General features: G+C 66.5%; 15 protein-coding genes. 9 read left to right on the forward strand and 6 right to left on the reverse strand.

The features are described 5' to 3' along the window. Positions 1-222: 222 nt before the first annotated feature. Both ABD002_RS00585 and rimO read right to left on the reverse strand, forming a co-directional pair. Positions 223-1116, reverse strand: coding sequence for a DUF3025 domain-containing protein (locus ABD002_RS00585; protein ID WP_343786058.1), 894 nt, complete (start codon positions 1114-1116; stop codon positions 223-225). A 70-nt stretch (positions 1117-1186) separates the two neighbouring features. Next, positions 1187-2506 (reverse strand): 30S ribosomal protein S12 methylthiotransferase RimO, encoded by a 1320-nt coding sequence (gene rimO, locus ABD002_RS00590; RefSeq protein WP_343786060.1) that lies wholly within the window; start codon positions 2504-2506, stop codon positions 1187-1189. A 198-nt stretch (positions 2507-2704) separates the two neighbouring features. On the opposite strand from rimO, the gene ABD002_RS00595 reads away from it, so the two are divergent. The 9 genes from ABD002_RS00595 (at position 2705) to pcp (ending at position 11141) form a co-directional block, all read left to right on the forward strand. Next, on the forward strand, positions 2705-4765 hold the full coding sequence (locus tag ABD002_RS00595; protein WP_343786062.1) for a diguanylate cyclase: 2061 nt from the start codon (positions 2705-2707) through the stop codon (positions 4763-4765). Between the two features lie 87 nt (positions 4766-4852). Beyond that, entirely contained in the window at positions 4853-5530 is a 678-nt protein-coding gene (locus tag ABD002_RS00600) for a dienelactone hydrolase family protein (protein ID WP_343786066.1), read from the forward strand. After that, positions 5527-5943, forward strand: a complete 417-nt coding sequence (locus ABD002_RS00605) for an HIT domain-containing protein (RefSeq protein ID WP_343786069.1) — start codon at positions 5527-5529, stop codon at positions 5941-5943. Before ABD002_RS00600 ends, ABD002_RS00605 begins: the two co-directional genes overlap by 4 nt. Next, complete coding sequence (gene pxpB, locus ABD002_RS00610; protein ID WP_343786071.1) at positions 5943-6668, forward strand: 5-oxoprolinase subunit PxpB; 726 nt, start codon at positions 5943-5945, stop codon at positions 6666-6668. The genes ABD002_RS00605 and pxpB overlap by 1 nt, the downstream gene beginning before the upstream one ends. Beyond that, positions 6665-7741 carry a 5-oxoprolinase subunit C family protein gene (locus ABD002_RS00615; protein WP_343786073.1) on the forward strand — a complete coding sequence of 359 codons (1077 nt, stop codon included), beginning with the start codon at positions 6665-6667 and terminating at the stop codon, positions 7739-7741. The genes pxpB and ABD002_RS00615 overlap by 4 nt, the downstream gene beginning before the upstream one ends. Then, the gene (locus ABD002_RS00620; protein ID WP_343786075.1) at positions 7734-8591 is read left to right on the forward strand and encodes a LamB/YcsF family protein; all 858 of its coding nucleotides are present in this window, start codon (positions 7734-7736) and stop codon (positions 8589-8591) included. The genes ABD002_RS00615 and ABD002_RS00620 overlap by 8 nt, the downstream gene beginning before the upstream one ends. Positions 8592-8816: 225 nt before the next feature. Next, the gene (locus tag ABD002_RS00625) at positions 8817-9530 is read left to right on the forward strand and encodes a DUF969 domain-containing protein (protein WP_343786077.1); all 714 of its coding nucleotides are present in this window, start codon (positions 8817-8819) and stop codon (positions 9528-9530) included. After that, positions 9517-10488 (forward strand): DUF979 domain-containing protein, encoded by a 972-nt coding sequence (locus tag ABD002_RS00630; RefSeq protein WP_343786079.1) that lies wholly within the window; start codon positions 9517-9519, stop codon positions 10486-10488. The genes ABD002_RS00625 and ABD002_RS00630 overlap by 14 nt, the downstream gene beginning before the upstream one ends. Continuing rightward, a complete protein-coding gene (pcp, locus tag ABD002_RS00635; protein WP_343786081.1) occupies positions 10485-11141 on the forward strand; it encodes a pyroglutamyl-peptidase I in 657 nt (218 codons plus the stop codon). The genes ABD002_RS00630 and pcp overlap by 4 nt, the downstream gene beginning before the upstream one ends. A 49-nt stretch (positions 11142-11190) precedes the next feature. On the opposite strand, the gene ABD002_RS00640 is transcribed toward pcp, so the two are convergent. The 4 genes from ABD002_RS00640 to dcd all read right to left on the reverse strand — a co-directional run bounded on the left by ABD002_RS00640 (position 11191) and on the right by dcd (position 13638). Beyond that, positions 11191-11871, reverse strand: coding sequence for a hypothetical protein (locus ABD002_RS00640; RefSeq protein ID WP_343786083.1), 681 nt, complete (start codon positions 11869-11871; stop codon positions 11191-11193). Between the two features lie 220 nt (positions 11872-12091). Continuing rightward, a complete protein-coding gene (locus ABD002_RS00645) occupies positions 12092-12505 on the reverse strand; it encodes a hypothetical protein (RefSeq protein ID WP_343786085.1) in 414 nt (137 codons plus the stop codon). Beyond that, positions 12502-12963: a hypothetical protein gene (locus ABD002_RS00650; protein ID WP_343786087.1), complete on the reverse strand. Its 462-nt coding sequence runs from the start codon at positions 12961-12963 to the stop codon at positions 12502-12504. The genes ABD002_RS00645 and ABD002_RS00650 overlap by 4 nt, the downstream gene beginning before the upstream one ends. 108 nt (positions 12964-13071) lie before the next feature. Continuing rightward, positions 13072-13638: a dCTP deaminase gene (dcd, locus tag ABD002_RS00655; protein ID WP_343786089.1), complete on the reverse strand. Its 567-nt coding sequence runs from the start codon at positions 13636-13638 to the stop codon at positions 13072-13074. Positions 13639-13643 lie beyond the last annotated feature (5 nt).

The raw sequence follows: 13643 nt of genomic DNA on the forward strand, positions 1-13643 counted from the left end.
AATGCACGATTCCCCACGGACCCGAGGTCGCACGGGCTGATTGTTCTCAGTTGGAGACCCTCCGGGCGCCTGCCCTACGAGGCGGCCGACTGCTACCGGCCGCTTTCCGGGCAGGCCAGATCCCGAAGCGCACCGAAAGATACCGCAAAGCTTGCGCAAAGTTCCCGGACGCCGGCGCGCCAACGCACTGCGATTTCGCACGTGCGCCACGCGTGCCGCCGCCTAATGCGCTGGCGCGCCCGGCACAAACGGCGGCGGATAACTGCGACCGTGCCGCAGCGGCCGAAAACACGGCGCGTCGCGATAGAACGCCGGCAATGCGCCGTCAGCGTGCCAGCCCGGAATGCCGACCAGCGGCAACGGTCGCGGCTGCTGCGGATCGGTGAGCAGTTCGCCGTCGCGAATCGCCATCGCAATCCGCGCCTCGGCTTGATCCCAATGCGCGATCGTCGAATCCTCGCCCGTGCAGCGCGACGCGATCTCTTCGGCTTCTACCTGCACCGCGATCGTCTTGGCTGTCGACAAAGCATCGCCGCCGAGGAACTGGCGTTCGAGCAGCGCGTGCCCAAACACAGTGACCGCGATGCGTCTGCGCCAGAGCGCGCGCTCGCGCAGGAACAAACCGGGCCAGTCGTGCGCATCCCACAACGCGATCAGCTCTGGATCGGCACACCAGACGATCGCACCGGCCTCGTCGAACTGGGTCATCGCGCATTGCCCGCGCGTACGCGTCTTCGGGCCGACCTCCGCAATGTCGGCGACTTGCCGTGCGTTGAGCGCGAGTTTCAGGTGCGGATGGCGCAGCCAGACCAGCGCATTGAACAGATCGTGCCAGTTGCCCTCGCGCGTCGCGACGATGCCGCGATCGGCGATGCGCTGCTCATAGTGCAGGCCATCCGCGAGCAGTTCCACGGTCTGCGGGGCGAACACCGGCCGCGCGATGCCGTCGCGCGTGATCGCCTGCCGGCGCCAGGCTTCGAGTGCCGCGCAGTCGGGCCACGCGCCGTCCTGCAGCAGCGCCGCATACTCGCGCCAGTCGGACAGCGGCGGCCGCGCGAGGATTTCGGCGCTCGCGCTCGCGCGCGGTGGTGCCTGGAAGCGTAGTCGTGCGCTCATGGGCGTGCTCGTGCAGCCAATACTTCCCCCGCAGCTCCGCCGCACCGCGGGCTCGCGTGCTGCGTGCCGATCAGGCAGCGAGTCGCGCGATCAGATCGTGCTCGTCCGCATGGACGATCTCGACCTCGACGAACTGGCCCGGCTTGAGCTTCTGGCCGTCGTCGATGCGCACGATGCCGTCGATCTCCGGCGCATCGGCTTTCGAGCGCGCGACCGCGCCGTCGGTGTCGACCTCGTCGACGATGACCTGCTGGCGCGTTCCGATCTTGCGTCCAAGCCGCGCCGCGGAAATTTCCGCTTGCACTTCCATGAAGCGTTCGAGGCGTTCCTCGCGGACCTCGTCCGGCACCGGATCCGGCAGTTCGTTCGCCTTCGCACCATCGACCGGCGAATACGCGAACGCACCGACGCGATCGAGCTCCGCTTCACGCAGGAAGCCCAGCAGCTCCTCGAACTCGGCCTCGGTCTCGCCCGGGAAGCCGACGATGAACGTGCTGCGGATCGTGAGGTCGGGGCACATCGAGCGCCATTTCTGGATCCGCTGCAGGGTCTTGTCGACCGCCCCGGGGCGCTTCATCAGCTTGAGGATGCGCGGGCTTGCGTGCTGGAACGGGATATCGAGGTACGGAAGGATCTTGCCGTCGGCCATCAGCGGTATCACGTCGTCGACGTGCGGATACGGGTACACGTAATGTAAGCGTGTCCACACGCCGAGTTCGGCGAGGCCTTCACACAATCCGTTCATGCGCGTCTGATACGACTGCCCGCGCCACTCGCGCGATGCGTATTTCACATCGACGCCATACGCACTGGTGTCCTGCGAGACGACCAGCAACTCGCGCACGCCGCCCTTGACCAGCCTCTCGGCCTCGATCAGCACCTCATCGACCGGTCGCGACACGAGGTCGCCTCGCATCGACGGGATGATGCAGAAGGTGCATCTGTGGTTACAGCCCTCGGAGATCTTCAGATACGCGTAGTGCTTAGGGGTCAGCTTGATGCCTTGCGGCGGCACCAGATCCAGAAACGGATCGTGCTTGGGCGGCAGCGCCTCATGGACCGCGCTCATCACGCTCGCATAATCCTGAGGGCCGCTGATCGAGAGTACGTCAGGATGCGCCTCGCGGATCAGCTCGGCGCGCTTGCCGAGGCAGCCGGTCACGATGACCTTGCCGTTCTCCTCGAGCGCCTCGCCGATCGCGTCGAGCGATTCGGTTACCGCAGCGTCGATGAAGCCGCAGGTGTTGACGACGACGATATCGGCCGAATCGTAGCTCGGCACGATGTCGTAACCCTCCACGCGCAATTGGGTGAGGATGCGTTCTGAATCGACGAGGGCTTTCGGGCAGCCGAGGCTGACGAAGCCGACCTTGGGGTTGCGGCGTGACATGGAAATACCGAGAGGGGTGTGACAATAGTTTACCCCACGGGCCGACGCGGGGTCGGCGCGAAGCGAACAGGCGCAGCGAGATCTTGGCAGAATGGTCTCGGGGATTTACGCCGATTGCAGCGAACCTGCCCGGGTGGGGAAAGTCGAGTGAAGCTGAAGTGCCATGCAGACAGCCGGCGCGGTATGCGAGGCTCCTGCATGGGCCTCGTATTGTCGTGGGCCTCGATTTGCGCGAGCGCATACGCGGCCGAAACCACCTATCCCAGGGCGCAGGCGGCGGCAGCCGCGCTGCGTACCGCAATGGCCGTCGAAGAATCGCTCTCCTCCGCAGCGAATCGACTGCTCGTGCGTGGCATCGCGGGGCCCCGCGGTGAAGCCAGGCTTGCCTGGATCGCCGCCAACGCGTTCTCGGCCGTAGGCGCAATCACGGCTGCCGATCGCGAGTGGAAGCGCGCTGCCGAACTCGCGCAACGAGACGGCGACACCTCCACCTACGGCACCGCACTCGCTCAGCAAGCCAACATCGCGCTGGCTCGGGGCGACTACGCGCGATGCGCGGACCTGGCCGAAGCATTGGAAACATTGGCGCGTGCCAGCGGCGATTCGAATTACGAGGCGATTGCCCAGGGCAATCTCGGCGTGATCGCCCGCCGGCACGGCCATCTCGACGCTGCGCTCGCCCATCAGCAGCGTGCGCTCGACCTGCATCGTGCCAATCATGATACGGCCGGGATCACGTTGGCGCTGACCGATCTTTCCACGGTCCACCGTGATCGCGGCAGCCTCGCGCAGGCGCTGGATACGGCGCTCGAAGCCGAAGCACTGCGCGAGAAAACCGGCAATCACGTCGAAATCGCCTATCGCAACATCGCGCTTCTGTACCGCGAGATTGAAGACACCACCGCCGCGCGCAGCTATTTCCGCCGCGCGCTCGACACGGCCGCCGGCAATGCCAATCCGCTGGCCTACGCCCCGGTCGTGGGCGCCTACGCCAACCTGCTCAACGATGTCGGCGAGTACGCCGCCGCGCAGGCCGCAGCCTCGGAGGCGCTGGCCATCGACGAGGCGCTGGGCGACCGGCCGCACCAGGGTCTCGAACATCTGGAAATCGGGCGCGCCCTGCTCGGCCAGCACCAGGTGGACGCTGCCGTTGCCGAACTCGAAACAGCGCTCAGGCTCGGCCGCGAGCTCGATCAGAGGGAGATCGTCGCCCGAGCGTTGCTGCATCTCGCCGATGCTGCGCTGCTTCGCCATGACTACCTTCGCGCACACGGCTTGCTCGACGAGGCGATTGCCGGCCTCGAAGCCGCGCAACTGCGCCCGCAGCTTGCGCAGGCCTATGCTTCGCGAGAGCAGCTGGCACATGCCGAGCACGACGATGCCGGCGCGTTGCGCTTCGCACACAAGTACACAACCGCGCGCGAGGAGTTGCTCGGCATTCGCACCAGCCGGCAACTGGCCGCGCTCGAAGTGCGCCATCAGCACGAACAGGCCAAACAACGCATCGTCCTGCTGGCCAAGGACAACGAACTCAAGGCAGCGCTGCTCGAAAAGCAGCGATTGCTGCGGCATGCCTATTTCGTTTCGCTGGTGGGGCTGTGTCTGCTGCTCGCGCTGGTGGGGTGGCGCTTCGCCAGCGTCAGCCGCCACAACCGCATTCTGGCTTCCTGGAATGGCGAAATCGAAAGCCAACGCGCGGCGCTGCGCGACGCCAACCAATTGCTCGAACGCCAGGCACTCGATCTGCATCGAGCCGCCATCACCGATTCGATGACCGGTGTCGCCAATCGCGGTCACGCACTCGAGCAGTTGGCAAGCCGCATCGAGGAATGCGTGCGGGACGGGCGCGAACTGTCGGTGCTGCTGATCGACTTCGATCACTTCAAGCAGATCAACGATCTGTACGGCCATCTGTTCGGCGACGGCGTGCTGATTGCCGGCGTCGAGGCGATGCGAGAATGCCTGCACCCCGACGACCTGATCGGGCGCATCGGCGGCGAAGAATTCATCGTCGTGGTTGCCGGCCGCGGCGCCGACGAGGTCGATGCGCTCGCGGAGCGTCTGCGCGCACGCGTCGCGGAAGAACTCGCGAAACGCGAACCGCAACTGCTCGGCACTGCCACCGTGAGCATCGGCGTGGCAGGCCTCGAACAACTGGAGTCGGCTCCGGGCGCCGAGGCGCTGCTCGAGGCTGCGGATCGCGCGCTCTATGCAGCGAAGCGGGACGGACGTGACCGCGTGCGACGATCCGGGACCTGACCGCACATCGATCCGGGATTTCGCGCTTGCGATTGACAGCGCCGCGCGCCGGCTTACGCTGTGCGCAACGACTTCGCGGAGCGCGCAATGGGCCAGCTCATCCAGATCAACACGGCACGCATGCAATGCATCGGCGCCTATCTGGCCAAACCCGTACGGGCGCCGAAAGGCGGCATCGTCGTCGTGCAGGAGATCTTCGGCGTCAATGCACACATGCGTCACGTCGTCGACCACTTCGCCGAACACGGCTACACCGCGATCGCGCCGGCGTTCTTCGACCACGTCGAGCGCGAAGTGGAGCTCGGCTACGACGAGGCCGGCTACGCGGACGGGAAAAAGCTGGTCGGCGAGATTCCGTTCGACCTCGCCCTCGAGGACGTCGCCAGCGCCGCCGAATCGATCGCTTCAGCCGGACGCATTGGCTGCGTCGGCTATTGCTGGGGCGGCACGGTCGCGCTGCTCGCCGCGACGCGGCTCGGCCTGCCGGCAGTCAGCTACTACGGCGCGCGCAATGTGAACTTCCTTGCCGAGCGACCCAAGGCCCCGCTGATGTTCCATTTCGGCGAGCGGGACACGTCGATCCCGCCCGAAGCAGTCGACAGACATCGCGCGGCGCTGCCGGACGCCGAAGTCCACACCTATCCGGCGGGCCATGCGTTCAATCGCGAGGTCGACCCGAAAGCCTACGACGCGCCAAGCGCGAACCTTGCGCTGGAACGCACGCTGGCGTTCTTCGATCGCCACCTCGCGGCGGCGCAGGCATGACGTTCCTGCTCGATCCGCGCCTCGCCGCCGAAACCCACATGATTGGCGAATTGCCCCTGTCGCGCCTGCTGTTGATGGAGGACGCGCGCTTCCCCTGGCTGATCCTGGTGCCGCGCATCGCCGGTGCGCGCGAGCTGATCGATCTCGACGAAGCCGATCGGCGCAGCCTGCTGACTGAACTCGCCGAGGTCGGGCGCGCACTCGAAACGCTGCTGCGGCCGGACAAGTTGAATATCGCTGCGCTCGGCAACGTGGTGGCGCAACTGCATGTGCACCTGATCGCACGCTACACGGCCGACGCAGCGTGGCCGCGCCCGGTCTGGGGGCATGGCGAGCGCGTCGACTACTCAGCGAACGAGCGCGACACGCTGATCGCCCGGCTGCGCGTCGCGCTGAAATCCGTGCTGACCTGATGCCCACTACCGAGGGCGAATGCGGGTTCACGATCGAGCCGCTCGGCGAAACGCTGCTGATCCTGCATTTCGGCGAACGCATCGATATCGCCCTGAACGCACGCGTGCACGAGGCAGTGGCCACCCTGCACGCGGCCGCGCTGCCGGGCGTCGTCGATCTCGTGCCCGCCTATGCGACCCTCGGTCTGGTCTATGAACCGATGATCTGGTCGCAGGGCGACGGACCGCCGTGGCGGAATCTCGCCGGCGCTGTGCGCGCGGTGTTCGCTTCACCCCCCGGCCATGCGCTGCCAGCGGCCGCGATGATCCAGATTCCAGTCCGCTACGGCGGCGAAGACGGCCCCGATCTCGCGGCAGTCGCCGCGCACTGCGGACTGGCCGAGGCCGAAGTGATCGCGCGCCACACGGCTGCCGGGTACACGGTAGCGATGCTCGGCTTCGCGCCTGGATTTCCCTATCTGCTTGGACTGGATCCAGCGCTGCACACTCCGCGGCGCGCGAATCCGCGCACGCAGGTGCCGCGCGGCTCGGTCGCGATCGGGGGCGCACAAACCGGCGTCTATCCCTGCGCACTGCCGGGCGGCTGGCAGTTGATCGGCCGCACCCCGTTGACGTTGTTCGATTCCGCGCGCCAGCCGCCCTGCCTGTGCGCACCCGGCGATCGTGTGAGCTTTCGTGCGATCGGCGACGAGGAGTTCGCCGAGCTTTTGCGGGGGTCCGCGTGAGCGTCGTGGTACTCAAATCCGGTTTGCTGACGACGTTGCAGGATCGCGGCCGGCGCGGCCTCGCGGCGCTCGGCATAGGCCATGCCGGGCCGATGGACGAAGTCTCATTCCGGCTTGCCAACGCCCTGGTCGGCAATGACGACTCCGCTACGGCGCTCGAAATCACCCTGCTCGGTCCGCGCCTGCGCTTCGACGCCGACGCGGTGATCGCGCTGACCGGTGCCGAGTTCCCCGCGCGCATCGATGATTTCGAGATACCTGCCTGGCAACCGCTGCGGGTCGCAGCCGGCGCGGTGCTCGACATCGGCAACGCGCGACGCGGTGCACGCGGCTATCTAGCCGTCGCGGACGGGTTTGTGGTCGAGCGCACGCTCGGCAGCGCGGCGACCGACGTCAACGCAAGGATTGGACCCCTCCGTGGCCGCGCGTTGGCGACGCAAGACGCGCTTGCGCTTTCCGAAGGAGCGGCTTCAGCCGCGATGCCTTTCGGGTCGTCGCGAGATTCAGCAACGGAAGCATCACCGCTGAAGCCGCTCCTGCCAGAGCCATCGGCAGGCTTGCGGCCACCGTCGAGCCCACAGAACGTCTCGATTCCGGCCTGGTCGCTCGACCCGCGCCCATGGTTCGATTCCGATCCCGCGCGGCCGATCCGCCTGATCCGCGGCGCGCATTTCGACGCGCTCGATGCCGCCTCACGCGCCGCGCTGTTCGACGCCGAATTTCGCATTGCATCCGAATCCAATCGCGTCGGCTTCCGCCTCGACGGCCCGCGTCTCGCGCTCGCCGCGCCGCTGGAACTGGTCAGCGCACCCGTCGCCTCCGGCACCTTGCAGCTGCCACCGGGCGGCCAGCCGATCGCGCTGATGGTCGAGCATCCGACCACCGGCGGCTACCCCCGCATCGGCCAGATCGCCACGATCGACCTGCCCCGTCTCGCGCAGCGAAGGTCGGGCGAGCGCGTGCGTTTCCGCGAGATCAGCCTCGACGAAGCGCAAACGCGTTATCTTGAACGCGAGCGCGAACTCGCGCGCCTGTTCGATGCCATCGCCACGCGCCTCAACGCAAATGACTGAATACGACCACATCCCTGCCGTTCACTCCGAGGTTTCGAAGGGCGGGCCTGCAACGATCGACCTCAACTGCGACATGGGTGAATCGTTCGGCGCCTGGACGATGGGCGACGATGCCAGCGTGCTCGCGCACGTCTCCTCGGTGAACATCGCCTGTGGCTTCCACGCCGGCGATCCGGACACGATGCGGCGCACGGTCGACCTCGCCGCGCGCGCGAACGTCGCAATCGGCGCGCATGTGTCACTGCCGGACCTGCAGGGTTTCGGCCGTCGCGAGATGCGTGTCTCGACCGACGAGACGTACGCGATGACGCTCTACCAGATCGGAGCGCTGGCCGGCTTCGCGCACGCGGCCGGAGCGCGGCTGCACCATGTGAAACCGCACGGCGCGCTGTACAACATGGCCGCGCGCGACGCCGCGCTCGCCGACGCGATTGCGCGTGCAGTGCGCGACTTCGACCCGGCGCTGATCCTGGTCGGACTTGCCGGCAGCGAACTGCCGCGCGCCGGCGAACGCGCCAGGCTCGCGGTTGCGCACGAAGCGTTCGCGGATCGCCGCTACGAAAGCGATGGCTCGCTGACACCACGCCGCGAAGCCGGCGCGGTGATAGAGCACATCGACGCGGCGGTTGCACAGGCGCTGGCGATCGTGCGCGACGGAATAGTCACGACACGCCAGGGCGGGACGCTCGCGCTGCATGCCGACACGATCTGCGTGCACGGCGACCGCACCGACGCCGCCCTGTTCGCTCGTCGCTTGCGCGAGGCGCTCGACGCCGCCAAGGTGCTCATCACCCCGCTCGCAATGAAGCCCTCTCCCCCATCGCCTGCGATGGGGGAGAGGGTTGGGTGAGGGGGCGAGGGTTCGGTTGATGCACGTCCTTGCAGATCGGAAACATGCTCAGATGCGTATTGGTCTACTGCCGACTTCACGCAAGCGCCTGGGCCACATCCTCCGGCTGCCCCCGTCCCCTCACCCTGCCCCCGGCGATGAAGCCGTTGAGGGAGAGGAGACTCGGCTGCCTGGCAACGTCGCCGCATGCCGGCGCGAACAGCCGATACACGAAGAAGGCCGCCGATGAACAACTGGCCGCTGCTGGGCGTCGCGGTGGTGGTGGTCGGCTTCGTGCTGCGCCGCAATCCCGTACTGGTGGTTGTCATTGCCGGTGTCGTCAGCGGGCTCGCCGCCGGCATGGGCACCGGTGACCTGCTCGCATTGCTCGGCAGCTCATTCGTCAACAACCGTGCATTGCTGCTGATGGTGCTGACTCTTCCCGTGATCGGCCTGCTTGAACACTACGGCCTGCGCGAGCGCGCACGCGACTGGATCGTCGGCTTCCGCGGCCTCACGCTGGCGCGCTTCCTCATCAGCTATCTCGGCTTGCGCCAGCTGCTGTCGATGTTCGGCATGATCGATCTCGCCGGTCACGCGCAGACCGTGCGCCCGTTGGTCGCGCCGATGAGCGAGGCGGCGGCCGAGCGCAGCGTCGGCGCACTCGGCGCGGCCGAACGCCATCGGGTGCATGCGCTCGCGGCGGCAACCGACAACATCGGCCGTTTTTTCGGCGAGGATGTTTTTCTCGCATTCGGCGCCGTGCTGCTGATCCAGGGTTTCTACGCGCAGAACGGCATCGCGCTCGAACCGCTGGCGATCGCGCTGTGGGCGCTGCCGACCGCGATCGCGGCGTTCATCGTCCACACGCTGCGCCTGCTGTATTTCCAGCGCCAGCTGGCGCGCAGCGTGCGCGCACAACGCATCAGTGATGTGGAGCGCGCCGATGCTGAAGATTGAACAGGTCTACTGGCTGCTCGGCGCGTTCCTGCTGTTCTCCGCGGCGCTGAACCTGCGCGAACGGCGTCTCGCAATGGCCGGCTTCTGGGCGATCCTCGCCTGCCCGTTCCTGTTCGGCGAGGCGATCCTCGCCGCGCTGGCCGCGGGCACGCGCTGGCCGGCGCAGGCGATGGGCGTCGGCGTGCTTGCGCTCGGCGTGATGGCCGCGCACGGCGGCTTGCGTGCGCATGCAGACAACGCCGAGGCAATCGCCGCGAGGCGTGCGGCGGCGAGTCGGCTCGGCAACCGATTGTTCGGGCCGGCGCTGGCGATTCCGATCGTCACGCTCGCGCTGGTACTGGGCGCCTCGCATCTGCGCTGGCAGGAAACGCCCTTGATCGATGCGCAGCACTCGACCTTGGCCGCGCTCGGCCTCGCCTGCGTGATTGCGTTCGCGGCCGCGCTGCGCGTGACCCGCGCGCCGGTCGTGAGCGGACTCGGTGAAGGCCGCCGTCTGCTCGATGCGCTCGGCTGGGCAGCATTGCTGCCGATGCTGCTGGCCACGCTCGGCAGTGTGTTCGCCGCGACCGGCGTCGGCGACGCGATCGCGGCCATCGTGAGCGCAGTGATTCCGACCGACAGCCGCCTCGCCTGCCTGACCGCGTTCGCGCTCGGCATGGTGCTGTTTACCGTGATCATGGGCAACGCATTCGCCGCGTTCCCGGTCTTGATGGCCGGCATCGGCCTGCCGCTGCTGGTGCTGCGTCACGGCGCGCATCCGGCGGTGCTCGGCTCGATCGGCATGTTGACCGGCTACTGCGGCACCTTGCTGACGCCGATGGCAGCGAACTTCAATATCGTGCCGGCGGTGCTGCTGGAACTGCCGGATCAGTACGGCGTGATCCGCGCGCAGCTTCCGACCGCGCTCGTCCTGCTTGGGGTGAATTTCCTGCTGCTGTGGCTGCTGGTGTTTCAATGACCGAGATGCCGACCATCCTGCTGACCGGCTTCGAACCGTTCGCCGGCGAGCGCACCAACCCGTCGCAGGAAATCGTGCGTGCGCTGAATGGCGAGACGATCGCCGCGCATCGTGTCGTCGGCGCGATCCTGCCGGTCGCATTCGCAGCGACCTTGCCGATGCTCGAGGAACTGCTCGATCTGCACCGTCCCGCGCTGGCGCTCGCGCTCGGCCAGGCCGGCGGGCGCAGCGAGATTTCGCTGGAGCGCGTCGCGGTCAACCTGATCGATGCGCGCATCGCCGACAATGAAGGTCTGCAGCCGATCGACGAGGCGGTCGTCGACGAGGCGCCCGGGGCGTACTTCTCGACCTTGCCGATCAAGGCGATCGAGGCACGATTGCGCTCGCTCGGCATCCCGGTCGCGCCCTCGCTGAGCGCCGGCAGTTTCGTCTGCAACCAAGTGTTCTTCACGCTCGCGCACCTGCTCGCGACGCGCCACGTCGGTACGCGCGGCGGCTTCGTGCACGTACCGTGGCTGCCGGAACAGGCGGCGCGCCATCCGGGCCAGCCGAGCATGGCGCTGGACACGATGATCGCCGGCGTGCGTGCCGCACTCGAATGTGCCGTCGCGACGACGCACGACTTGCACGTCGCCGGAGGCGCTACGCACTAGGGTCTATGGACACTCCGGGCGGCCCGTGCGAGCGCCAACAGACCTGCGGTCAGCAGCCCTTGCCGGCGGCGGTTTCCGCGGTCACTTCGAGAATCAGTTCGCCGGAATCGGCGTACGGAAGCTTCACCTTCACCGCATCGGTCGTGTAGTAGTAGCCGCCCGGGGTCGGCGCCTTCACCGCGTCGCGAACATCGGACTCGTAGGGTTTTCCGACCGCCTCCGGCGAAGTCGCAACCGCGAGGCGCTGCACCTTGTCCAGGGTCACGCAGCCGAGCAGGCGGGTACGGCGAAACGGGCGAATATCCAGATGCAACGGCTTGGCCTCGACCGGGTCACGCACGCCATCGCCGTCGGTGAACACGTAGAACAGCGGCTTGAACACCGCGTTGCCGTGCCCCTTCTCGTTGCGCCGCGCGATCACCTGGATGCGCACCGCGGCATGCGCGAGTTCCTCGGGAAATTCGACAACGCGGTAGCGGCTTTTGCCCTTCGGAAAATCACGCTCGGGCGCTTCGGCGTCGATGCGCAGGCGTTGCGGGTGTCCGGACTGCATCGCGATCGGGCCGTTCGCGGGTGCGTCGACGACAGCCGGCGCTGCGTGACCCGCGCCGAACAGGCGCTCTTTCCATTCGGAGTAGGTTTCGCTGATCAGATGGAGCGGATTGGCCGCGCTTGCATGCTGCGCGACGGCGGTGAGCGCGATGGTCAGGACGAGTCGGAGATGGATCATCGGTAGTCAATTGCGAGCCGCGAGACGCCGTGTGAAGCACGGACCCGTGCAGCGGCTTGGCGGCTCGTCGAGTGCTGGTGAAGAACGATGGAATCAGGATTGCGGAATCGCCATGACGGCCGGTCTCACGACAATCGGCCTCACAACGACTGCCCACAGGACGGACCGGGCGCGATCGCGCTTCGCGAAACGAAGCGCGATCATCCTGCGAAAGAAAAACTCAGTGGGCCGGCGGCGTCGTATCCGACGCAGGAGCCGTTGCTTCCGGCTTGCTGTCGACCGGCGGAGGCGGCGGGGTCGGTTGCGCCGCCGGAAGGTCGATCGGCTTGAGGTCGCCGCCGTCCTGCTCGAACGCCTTCAGTTGCAGCGTACGCGCGATCGAGCCGATCACATGGCGCTGCTCGTCGTCGCCGCCGCGCTTCAGCACGAGCCCGGTCAGGTGCTCGCGATCACGAAGGTCGCCGATGTAACCGTAGAGCTCGGCCTTGCCCATCGTCACGCCGTCAATCGAGTACTTGTCGCCCTTCACCGGCGTGACCATCGCATTGCCATCGCGCACGTCCGAGCGCGCGAATGCGCCCGTCGCGACCACGAGGCCCAGTGCCAGCAGTGCACCGCGCATCAGCGTCTTCATTGTTTGTCCTCCTTAGCGTGTTTGGCTTCTTGCTGTTCCGACCTCGCCTTGTCGCTGTCGGAATCCTTCATCTGCGCCTGAAGCTCTGAAATCCCGCCCTTTTCTTCCAGGTAGGCCTTGAAATGCATTTCATAGGCGAGCCGTGCCAGCGCGACAATGTGCTCGTTCTTGACCTTCTGCTTCTCGCCGCGCTTGAGCAGCACGCTCGACATCGGCAGCGATTCCTCCTGGCGATAGCGGAACGCACTCTTCAGGTCCTCGGCGGTCAAGGGAGCACCGTCGAAGTCGAACTGGTTGTCCTTGTCGGCGAGGATGGTCACGTCGAAGCCCGCGGGAATGTTCGCCGCCGGGACCGTGTCGGCTTTGTTGCGTCCGAACATGCCGCACGCAGCCACCAGCGTCGTCGCGAGGACGAGCGCCGCGAGTTTCAGAAGAGGTCCGACCGAAAAACTCCGCATGGTTCCGATTGCTCCGATTTGTGTGCGCAAACGCGAAGACTACCACCAGTGTGCACGGCCGGCATTGCGTGCGTTGCCGGCTGTTCACCTCGACGTTCACCAGCGGACTCAGGCGTGCGGCAGGGTGACCCCGGTCTGGCCCATGTACTTGCCGCCGCGATCCTTGTAGCTGGTCTCACAGTCCTCGTCGGATTCCAGGAACAGCATCTGCGCGACCCCTTCGTTCGCGTAGATCTTGGCCGGCAGCGGCGTCGTGTTCGAGAACTCCAATGTGACGTGGCCTTCCCACTCGGGTTCGAGCGGTGTCACATTGACGATGATGCCGCAGCGCGCATAGGTACTCTTGCCGAGGCAGATCGTCAGCACCTTGCGCGGGATGCGGAAGTACTCGACCGTTCGCGCTAGCGCGAACGAGTTCGGCGGGATGATGCAGACGTCGGATTTGATGTCGACGAAGCTGCGCTCGTCGAAGTTCTTCGGATCGACGATGGTCGAGTTGATGTTCGTGAACACCTTGAACTCGTCGGCGCAGCGTACGTCGTAGCCGTAACTCGACGTGCCGTATGAGATCAGCCGCTCGCCGCCGTTGCGCTTGACCTGGCCCGGCTCGAACGGTTCGATCATTTTCTGTTGCTCCGCCATGCGGCGGATCCACTTGTCGGATTTGATGGTCATGAGAA

The organism is Dokdonella soli (assembly GCF_039523175.1).
GTDB classification, from domain to species: domain Bacteria; phylum Pseudomonadota; class Gammaproteobacteria; order Xanthomonadales; family Rhodanobacteraceae; genus Dokdonella_A; species Dokdonella_A soli.